Here is a 6,680-nt window from a genome sequence, read left to right on the forward strand (position 1 = left end):
ACGCTATCAAAAAGTAAGCCTCTTTTTCATCGTCTCAGTAACAAGATCTATCTGATCGTCTGTCATATCATCAAAACCGTATACAACGTATGGTTCTTCCAGCTTAAAAGGTAATGGCACTCGAAGCGAATGCCCCCTGTAATCGCAGGAAGGCTTAAAGCCAAGCTCGTTATAGACCCTGTCCCATATAGCGCAATACTGTTCATCATTGTTAATCAACATTAGTATCTTCTCCGATTCTCCTTTTCTTCTTTAATGTAAGGACAATCATGCCAACAATCAGCAATACTATCCCGATTAAAATGTAGAGCCCTGGAAATAGTATCATTGCTAAGGCAATGCCACCCACATCGTCACTAAACTGAGCTCTGTAATAGATATTTTGTAATGCCATCCATGCAAATACGGCCGACATTGTTACTGTAAAAATGGAGTATATCCATCTTTTTCGAATAAGAATCAATGTGAAAATGCAGATAATAGGCAGGATAAAATAACCGTATCCCCAAACGTGAATGATAACATTAGTCATTTCAAACCTTTTCCTTGTTTCAAGATTTTTGTTCCTTTAATGAAACGCTGATAGCTTCTTTTATCATTCCAATAATAGAGCCATATCCCTTTATTTCTTTCCCATTGCTTATGTCTAGCTGTGTACTATAGTCATATCTGCGTTGTAAGCCATCTCTGCCAGAGTATCTTTTGAATAAGAGTTATATTCTACGGTAGATCCCAGGAAATAATAATATCCCGGTATGATCCTGTCCTCTCTGTCTCTGCTCATTCTTATGAGCATATAAGCTTTTCCATCCTCTAAGAGGATTCCAAAAACAGCGAATTTGTTAAGAGGGCCGCGCCCATAATAATCTAACGCCTCTTCAGGTATAGGATCACCATGATAAGGGAATAAGCCAGAAATATTGAAGCTATTTTGATTATAATTTATGTAGATTTTTTTAGTCATTCTCATCCTCCAGACAATAATTTTATATCCGTATCAATACTTCTTTACAGGCTAAAGATTTGATATATCCCGCGAGTATTCCCTTCTTTATTTCTTTTCCGCAATATGGACAGGTCGTCATTCATCACTCCCTTTTTTACTTAGAAAATATAGCGCATCAGCTGCCAGTCCCAGAATGGCTATCAAAAAGACAAACCTGGACACTGGGCTCATATACTTCATAGATACAGCCGCAACAAGCAATCCGACAGGGATTCCTAAAACTGCAGGCTGAATGAAATTTTTCGAATTTTTGTCATCCATTTATAGTGATCTCCTTTACATTTGTCCAGTACATCATCCAAAGATTTTTACCGCATAATTGATAATTATTCCTGCTGATCCGCCAGCAAGAATAAGTAATACTATCCCAACACCAATGCATATACGGCTTGCAATCTTCTTTTTTGTATCTCTCGAAAAATGTTTACCGGTACAAAGAAGGATTGCGTGTATTGCTGCTACCATTACCTATATACCGCGCAATAAAGTTCTTCCACTCCAAAACTGCTTACTGGTCTGTCTCCGCCGCGTATTTCAACCTTTGTGCAACGATTCTCAACCTTATGAATAAAAGCCGCTTTCTTTTCGGTGCTTTCTCGTTCAGCTAAGTCCTGGTCTTCATTTGCCCCCATGTAAACAGTCCATACGGTTAAGCTTCTTGTATATGGAAGATAAGCTGCGACTTTGTGCCGGAGAAATGAAGAAAGCATTTCGCCCTCCTGATACTCTAAGACCATGGCTTTCTGATCATCGTCTCCATTGCATATGCTCTCTCTGGTTGCATATATAATCATGTGTCGAACCTCATATCCTCTTGTAATAGTCATTTCATGTGTATGATAAAGTGTTTAAATCAATGTCACTTAATCACAGTACCCCTGCCAGCAGTGCCAAATACCCAACAACATTAATCGATGAATGCAGCAATATGGAAGCAAAAATGTTTTTATTCCAGTCATAGAACAGCGTTAAGATAACTGCCGGAGCCAGATAATAGAAGAATTCCAATGGAGCTACGATATGTATGCAGTCAAATAAAACAATGGAAACCATTGTAAGAACAAGCCACATGCATTTTCTTTCCGGTCTGCCAATAACGCTGTAGCGAAACACCATTTCTTCAATTATGGGAGCAAATACACATCCCTGTATCACGCCAAATGCCAAAGGAACTGCATTCAGCTGATTCTTTACGTTCTCATTATTAACCGGCAGAATAGCATTACAATAGGTATTAGCTATCCAGAGAACAAACATAGTCAGAGCTAAATCAATTACCAAAACAATCAGCCATCTCAGATAAAATCTCCCGTCCTTCAATTTTCTAGTAGCAATCTCAAGCAATTCATCTTTAAGCTCCTTGTGAAACATCAATAATACAATCACAAAGAGTAACACGTATACCATGAATGATGCCCATTCACCAGAAATAATTGGTGCGATAAGTTCCCATAGCCCAAAATTTATAAGATAGAATAGGGCTATCATGCACATTCTTTTACTATATAATTCAAGATATTTTTTCATATCAGTACTCATACTTATTAGCTTTTTTATGATGCATCTCAAAAGTGCTCTTGATGATGAGTCCAGTGCCAACTACTACCGGAACGAATACAAGCAGGATGTCTGTAAGCGATGAATATGCAAAATATAGCTCTGTTCCAAGAACGAGCGCTACAACCAATAGGCACAGCGACATCACAAAACATCCCCATGTAAATTTGTTTTTATTAACTACTACTGCTATTGCTGAAATTATAAGAAGAACCAGAACTATTGCAGAAGTGCTTACCCTGCCGATCCTGTAGAATCCGAATGATGATACGCGTACCATCTTGAACAGCATGAATAAGCCGATGATAACAAGAACCCATCCAACATTTCTTTTTGTCATACTTGTTTCCCTCCAAATGATAAAATTCCCCCAAGCTTCAATTATATGGTAAAAATCTCAGTAATAGAAGTAATCTTTTGTATATGCTCATTTTACTTAATGAGATAGTGCAAATACATTGTCAGATAGGCGAAATAGATGTCTATAAATCCCTGAAAGCACTGATTATTCCTGCGTTTACATGTTGTGATAATTTTGTGATAGTTCCGGGAGTATTATCCGATCAGAACATAAGAAAAGAGCAGACACGGTAGCGATGCTTTACCGGAGCGGAAGAACGGATTCTGCGGTTCTACTATGAGGGTAAAAGATATCAAGGGCGGCTTTCGCTTCACCCAAAGATATCAATATAGAGTCATCTACAGCGGCGGCGATTATTTTTCACCTGAGCCAAGGGATGCGACACTAAAAGAAGCCGTTGAAGAACCGGCTCTTTTAGTGCGCTGATAATGGTTATAATGCATTTTCTTCTTGATCGGCATCAAGTCCCCAGTTCTCAGGGCTAGTTTCCTCAATCTTGGAAAAAAGCCATTTCAGCTCATCAAGTGTTTTCTCCATAACACCTATGTTAAGCTCAATTGCGTTGCTGCTAGAAGGATCTTCATACTTAAATCTGAATCCATCAGCTACTAACTGCAAATTGTCCTTTACTTGTTCTAATGTGAACATCTTCATTTCTACTTTCCTAAATTCGTCAAAATGCGCATTTTCCATATCTTTGGAAAATGTGCTAGACATGGGAATCGTGGGCTTGATGTTTTTTAACATCCTGAAAAAGCCCCGTTGACAGCGGATTTCATGGTGATATACTTCAACTATCAACAAGGGCGTCGATATTCCAAAGCAGGAATATAGGCGCTTTTTTCATTATTCAAATCTTGAGTGGCCGCTCAGATAAACAAATGTAGACAGACAAAAGGAGGAGTTGTTATGACTAAGATTGCAACCTGCTGTATTCATTGTGAGTATGATAAAGCCACTAATCTCAAGAAGTATATGGAGTATATCGATGAAGCTGCCTCAAATGGCGCTAATCTCGTAGTTTTCCCGGAACAGAGTCTACAGGCATATCTGACAGATCTCGGAGCTATGCCGCTTAGTGATTATACCTACCAGCATGATAATGCTGAAGTGGTACCTGATGGAGATTCCACACAGGCGCTTATCAAGAAGGCTAAGGAAAAGAATGTCTACATTATATATCCAAGATCAAGGATCCTCATTCCATCTCTTACATTAATGAACGCAAGGATTTTCTCCAGATGCTCCGCATCCTGTGTCTGCCTGTTATAAAAATCTTCGGATGCAAAGCTTTCTTCAAAGCCTTTTCGTGTATCCTCTATCCTTGCTCTTATATCCATTTGTTTTCATCCATTTCTACCAGCTTATCTCTTTTTTCAAAAGTGTTTCTACTCAACAAACAACGATTTGCTTAACCGTTTATATTCAAATTGAACTAAGTCGCTGCGCGACGGCCTGCCAAGGCTGTGGCGCAGCGTTTCTTTTACTCAAAAAGCAGTAGATAGTGAAACTATGATGATGTATGTTTAAGTTACCACACAAAAACCGAACATTACCAAGACCACTACTACTGCCATGAAAAGCGTATCATTTATCATTACTTCATACAAGCACTTTCATTGGGAACGTCCGCCTCCATGGTTAGGGTAACTTTCAGATTACTACTAACTATGGAGGTTTTTATGTACGAAGAAATTCTAACAAAAATTGAAAAGGAATGCGAAATAAGAAACCTTTCGCCAAGAACGTGTTTTATCTATAAGTTTCATACTACCAAGTTCCTGGATTGGGTTGGAGATAAGCCTATTTCAGAGCTCTCTCTTTATGATGTCCGGAATTACATTCTGGAACGCAAGGATGACGGTGCAACACCCGGTTACTGCAATTCTATGTCTTCTGCGCTCTCATTCTTTTATAAACATCTGCTGCATATCCCGTGGGATCTTGATATCGTTCCCAGAATGAAGATTGATTGGACATTACCACAAACTCTTTCTTTGGAAGAAATTGAAAAACTAATAGACACTGCTGAAAACATCAGGAACAAAGCCATAATAGCTCTTGTCTATTCTTCAGGACTACGTGCAGGTGAAGTTGTCAGGCTTGCACCTGGCGATATTTACATGAGCACTATGCAGGTTCACGTACGCAACAGCAAAAATCGAGGAGATCATTGGACTATTCTTTCAGAAAGAACCTTAGATCTCTTAAAACAGTATTGGCGCTCCTATCCTGTACCGAGGGATTATCTTTTTGTTACACTGAAGAATCCTCATAATCCGCTTCATGTCGGCGGTGTAGAGATCATGATGAAAAGAATAGGTAAAGAAGCTGGTATCAAGCTGCATCCCCACATGCTACGCCATTCCTTCGCCACTCATCTGATTGAGAATCATACTGACAGAGAGTATGTTCAGGCTATGCTCGGGCATAGATCTCCGAATTCTACTCAGGTTTATATCCATGTTTCAAACAAAGCCATCATGGGTGTTAAAAGTCCTTTAGATACTCCCAAGAAAAAGAAGCGCAAGAGAAAGAAAAAGGAAGACTGACATGGATAAAATAACTATTCAGGATGTTTTTGAACAGTTTCTTCCTACGATTGCTGACAGATCATTTTCTGATGAGCAGTTCAGGGCAATTCAGTGCATAAGGTCCTGTCGTACAGCAGCAATGGGTGCCCATGTGAGTGAATGCGAATCCTGTCATTCTAAATTTATTCACTATAATTCATGCAAGAACAGGCATTGTCCTATGTGCCAGGCAATGGAAGTCGATGAGTGGATAGACTTAAGACGTGAAGATGTGCTTGATGCGCCATATTTCCATACTGTATTTACTGTACCTGGACTTTTGTATCCATTAATCTATGCTAATCAGAAGCTTCTTTATGATGCCCTTTACCATGCAACTAATAAAACGCTGTCAGAACTTTCCAAGGATACCAAACACTTTGGAGCAAAGATAGGATATATCTGCATCCTTCATACATGGGGTTCCAAGCTTAATTACCATCCACATATTCATACGATAGTTTTGGGAGGAGGGCTTGATGATAAGAACCATTGGAAGGACAAAGGAAATAAATTCTTTCTACCGGTAAAAGTCATGTCTGCTGTTTTTAAAAAGTACTATCTGGAAGAGCTGAAATCCCTTCATGAATCCGATAAACTATCCTACACAGGAAATGCAGAAGCACTGAGGAATCAGTACGAATTCAAGAGTCTTCTTAATAAGCTTTACGCTATGGATTGGGTTGTCTATTCCAAGCGGACATTTAAAGGAGCCCAGGAAGTCTTTAAGTACCTTGGAAAATATACTCACAGGATTGCCATTAGTAACAGGCGTATTCTGAGCATGGATTCTGATAATGTAACCTTCAGCGCAAAGGACTATCGCACAGATGGTAAATACAGGCCAATGACAATCTCAGGAGAAAAGTTCATATCGCGATTTCTACTCCACATACTTCCTAAGGGATTTGTAAGGATACGCTACTATGGTCTCCTTGCCTGTAGGTGCAAATCTCAGAAAATGACTCTCTGCAGAAATCTTCTCGGATGTGAACAGTATTTATCTAAGCTCAGAGGAAAAACAACTGCTGAAAAGATCAAGATTCTTTACAACCATGACATTTGCAAATGTTCCAAATGTGGTGAGCCTCTCATCACTTTTCGTATAGATGGCAGATATATGCTTTGTTGAATAAGTGGATCTCATATCGATGGACAAGCCTTTTAACGAAGGCTTATTTTG

The 6,680-nt window shown here is 39.2% G+C and carries 13 protein-coding genes; 4 read left to right on the forward strand and 9 right to left on the reverse strand.

Annotated features, from left to right (window positions below; translation table 11 throughout):
- Positions 1-6 precede the first annotated feature (6 nt).
- The 8 genes from G587_RS0108675 to G587_RS0108710 all read right to left on the reverse strand — a co-directional run bounded on the left by G587_RS0108675 (position 7) and on the right by G587_RS0108710 (position 2,903).
- A complete protein-coding gene (locus G587_RS0108675; RefSeq protein ID WP_026491905.1) occupies positions 7-222 on the reverse strand; it encodes a hypothetical protein in 216 nt (71 codons plus the stop codon).
- On the reverse strand, positions 212-532 hold the full coding sequence (locus G587_RS26005) for a hypothetical protein (protein ID WP_026491906.1): 321 nt from the start codon (positions 530-532) through the stop codon (positions 212-214). Before G587_RS26005 ends, G587_RS0108675 begins: the two co-directional genes overlap by 11 nt.
- 114 nt (positions 533-646) lie before the next feature.
- Positions 647-964, reverse strand: coding sequence for a hypothetical protein (locus G587_RS0108685; protein ID WP_026491907.1), 318 nt, complete (start codon positions 962-964; stop codon positions 647-649).
- Positions 965-1,081: 117 nt separating this feature from the next.
- Positions 1,082-1,267 carry a hypothetical protein gene (locus G587_RS0108690; protein ID WP_026491908.1) on the reverse strand — a complete coding sequence of 62 codons (186 nt, stop codon included), beginning with the start codon at positions 1,265-1,267 and terminating at the stop codon, positions 1,082-1,084.
- A gap of 33 nt (positions 1,268-1,300) precedes the next feature.
- Positions 1,301-1,471, reverse strand: a complete 171-nt coding sequence (locus G587_RS25435) for a hypothetical protein (RefSeq protein ID WP_155829465.1) — start codon at positions 1,469-1,471, stop codon at positions 1,301-1,303.
- On the reverse strand, positions 1,471-1,800 hold the full coding sequence (locus tag G587_RS0108700; protein ID WP_026491909.1) for a hypothetical protein: 330 nt from the start codon (positions 1,798-1,800) through the stop codon (positions 1,471-1,473). The genes G587_RS25435 and G587_RS0108700 overlap by 1 nt, the downstream gene beginning before the upstream one ends.
- A 73-nt stretch (positions 1,801-1,873) precedes the next feature.
- Positions 1,874-2,533 carry a CPBP family intramembrane glutamic endopeptidase gene (locus tag G587_RS24360; RefSeq protein WP_026491910.1) on the reverse strand — a complete coding sequence of 220 codons (660 nt, stop codon included), beginning with the start codon at positions 2,531-2,533 and terminating at the stop codon, positions 1,874-1,876.
- 1 nt (position 2,534) lies between these two features.
- Positions 2,535-2,903, reverse strand: a complete 369-nt coding sequence (locus G587_RS0108710; protein ID WP_026491911.1) for a hypothetical protein — start codon at positions 2,901-2,903, stop codon at positions 2,535-2,537.
- 297 nt (positions 2,904-3,200) lie between these two features.
- On the opposite strand from G587_RS0108710, the gene G587_RS25850 reads away from it, so the two are divergent.
- Positions 3,201-3,350: a hypothetical protein gene (locus tag G587_RS25850; protein WP_196812545.1), complete on the forward strand. Its 150-nt coding sequence runs from the start codon at positions 3,201-3,203 to the stop codon at positions 3,348-3,350.
- 6 nt (positions 3,351-3,356) lie between these two features.
- Here the strand turns inward: G587_RS25850 and G587_RS0108715 are convergent, their stop codons facing one another.
- Positions 3,357-3,671, reverse strand: coding sequence for a hypothetical protein (locus G587_RS0108715; RefSeq protein WP_026491912.1), 315 nt, complete (start codon positions 3,669-3,671; stop codon positions 3,357-3,359).
- A gap of 162 nt (positions 3,672-3,833) precedes the next feature.
- On the opposite strand from G587_RS0108715, the gene G587_RS0108720 reads away from it, so the two are divergent.
- From G587_RS0108720 to G587_RS0108730, 3 genes are all read left to right on the forward strand, one after another.
- Positions 3,834-4,196: a nitrilase-related carbon-nitrogen hydrolase gene (locus G587_RS0108720; RefSeq protein ID WP_026491913.1), complete on the forward strand. Its 363-nt coding sequence runs from the start codon at positions 3,834-3,836 to the stop codon at positions 4,194-4,196.
- 410 nt (positions 4,197-4,606) lie between these two features.
- Positions 4,607-5,476, forward strand: a complete 870-nt coding sequence (locus G587_RS22080; RefSeq protein ID WP_022757610.1) for a tyrosine-type recombinase/integrase — start codon at positions 4,607-4,609, stop codon at positions 5,474-5,476.
- Position 5,477: 1 nt separating this feature from the next.
- The gene (locus G587_RS0108730; protein WP_026491914.1) at positions 5,478-6,629 is read left to right on the forward strand and encodes an IS91 family transposase; all 1,152 of its coding nucleotides are present in this window, start codon (positions 5,478-5,480) and stop codon (positions 6,627-6,629) included.
- Positions 6,630-6,680: the final 51 nt, after the last annotated feature.

The sequence above is a fragment of the Butyrivibrio sp. XPD2002 genome (assembly GCF_000423945.1).
GTDB lineage: Bacteria > Bacillota > Clostridia > Lachnospirales > Lachnospiraceae > Butyrivibrio.

Excerpts from the sequence above, each read along its gene's own strand:
- G587_RS0108700 (WP_026491909.1), bottom strand. The coding sequence starts at position 1,800 with ATGATTATATATGCAACCAGAGAGAGCATATGCAATGGAGACGATGAT.
- G587_RS26005 (WP_026491906.1), bottom strand. The coding sequence starts at position 532 with ATGACTAATGTTATCATTCACGTTTGGGGATACGGTTATTTTATCCTG.
- G587_RS0108730 (WP_026491914.1), top strand. The coding sequence starts at position 5,478 with ATGGATAAAATAACTATTCAGGATGTTTTTGAACAGTTTCTTCCTACG.
- G587_RS25435 (WP_155829465.1), bottom strand. The coding sequence starts at position 1,471 with ATGGTAGCAGCAATACACGCAATCCTTCTTTGTACCGGTAAACATTTT.
- G587_RS22080 (WP_022757610.1), top strand. The coding sequence starts at position 4,607 with ATGTACGAAGAAATTCTAACAAAAATTGAAAAGGAATGCGAAATAAGA.
- G587_RS0108690 (WP_026491908.1), bottom strand. The coding sequence starts at position 1,267 with ATGGATGACAAAAATTCGAAAAATTTCATTCAGCCTGCAGTTTTAGGA.
- G587_RS0108720 (WP_026491913.1), top strand. The coding sequence starts at position 3,834 with ATGACTAAGATTGCAACCTGCTGTATTCATTGTGAGTATGATAAAGCC.
- G587_RS0108710 (WP_026491911.1), bottom strand. The coding sequence starts at position 2,903 with ATGACAAAAAGAAATGTTGGATGGGTTCTTGTTATCATCGGCTTATTC.
- G587_RS0108675 (WP_026491905.1), bottom strand. The coding sequence starts at position 222 with ATGTTGATTAACAATGATGAACAGTATTGCGCTATATGGGACAGGGTC.
- G587_RS25850 (WP_196812545.1), top strand. The coding sequence starts at position 3,201 with ATGAGGGTAAAAGATATCAAGGGCGGCTTTCGCTTCACCCAAAGATAT.
- G587_RS0108685 (WP_026491907.1), bottom strand. The coding sequence starts at position 964 with ATGACTAAAAAAATCTACATAAATTATAATCAAAATAGCTTCAATATT.
- G587_RS24360 (WP_026491910.1), bottom strand. The coding sequence starts at position 2,533 with ATGAAAAAATATCTTGAATTATATAGTAAAAGAATGTGCATGATAGCC.
- G587_RS0108715 (WP_026491912.1), bottom strand. The coding sequence starts at position 3,671 with ATGTTAAAAAACATCAAGCCCACGATTCCCATGTCTAGCACATTTTCC.